The sequence below is a fragment of the Paenibacillus sp. FW101-FHT12H11 genome (genome assembly GCF_058790355.1).
The window spans coordinates 1-655 of the sequence record NZ_JBYTCO010000033.1 but is presented as its reverse complement, the minus strand read 5'-3'; the positions used below and the strand labels follow the sequence as shown (position 1 = coordinate 655).

Genomic DNA, 655 nt, shown 5'->3' with positions numbered 1-655 from the left:
TCCAGCGTCGATGGTACTTGAACCGCAGGGTTCTGGGAGAGTAGAACGTTGCCAAGCAGTACCCCTTGTGGGTGTTTAAACGCCACAGGAGTAATTATCAATTTTGGCCCTTAGCTCAGCTGGTTAGAGCGCACCCCTGATAAGGGTGAGGTCGGTGGTTCGAGTCCACTAGGGCCAACCATGAATTTTTTGTTCCAGACAAGCCTTAAGGGGCCATAGCTCAGCTGGGAGAGCGCCTGCCTTGCAAGCAGGAGGTCAGCGGTTCGATCCCGCTTGGCTCCACCATATTCCCTGATAGCTCAGTTGGTAGAGCACTCGACTGTTAATCGAGTTGTCACAGGTTCGAGTCCTGTTCGGGGAGTCCTAACCCATAAATACTAGGAGAAGTGTCCGAGCTGGCCGAAGGAGCACGATTGGAAATCGTGTAGGCGTCACAAGCGTCTCGAGGGTTCGAATCCCTCCTTCTCCGTTTCTTATAAATTAGACATTATGGCGGCGTAGCTCAGCTGGCTAGAGCGTACGGTTCATACCCGTAAGGTCGGGGGTTCGAGCCCCTCTGCCGCTAGTAGTTCGTTATATTGGAGAGATACCCAAGTGGCTATAAGGGGACCCTCTGCTAAGGGGTTAGACTGCGTAAGTGGTGCGAGGGTTCGAA

General features: G+C 53.1%; 5 tRNA genes. All 5 read left to right on the top strand.

What is annotated here, in order from left to right:
• Window positions 1-104 precede the first annotated feature (104 nt).
• The 5 genes from AC3WTJ_RS37950 to AC3WTJ_RS37930 all read left to right on the top strand — a co-directional run bounded on the left by AC3WTJ_RS37950 (window position 105) and on the right by AC3WTJ_RS37930 (window position 565).
• A tRNA-Ile gene (locus AC3WTJ_RS37950) sits at window positions 105-181 on the top strand.
• A gap of 28 nt (window positions 182-209) precedes the next feature.
• A tRNA-Ala gene (locus AC3WTJ_RS37945) sits at window positions 210-285 on the top strand.
• A 3-nt stretch (window positions 286-288) separates the two neighbouring features.
• A tRNA-Asn gene (locus AC3WTJ_RS37940) sits at window positions 289-361 on the top strand.
• A gap of 19 nt (window positions 362-380) precedes the next feature.
• Window positions 381-469: transfer RNA gene (locus AC3WTJ_RS37935), tRNA-Ser, on the top strand.
• Window positions 470-491: 22 nt separating this feature from the next.
• Window positions 492-565, top strand: a tRNA-Met gene (locus tag AC3WTJ_RS37930).
• Window positions 566-655 lie beyond the last annotated feature (90 nt).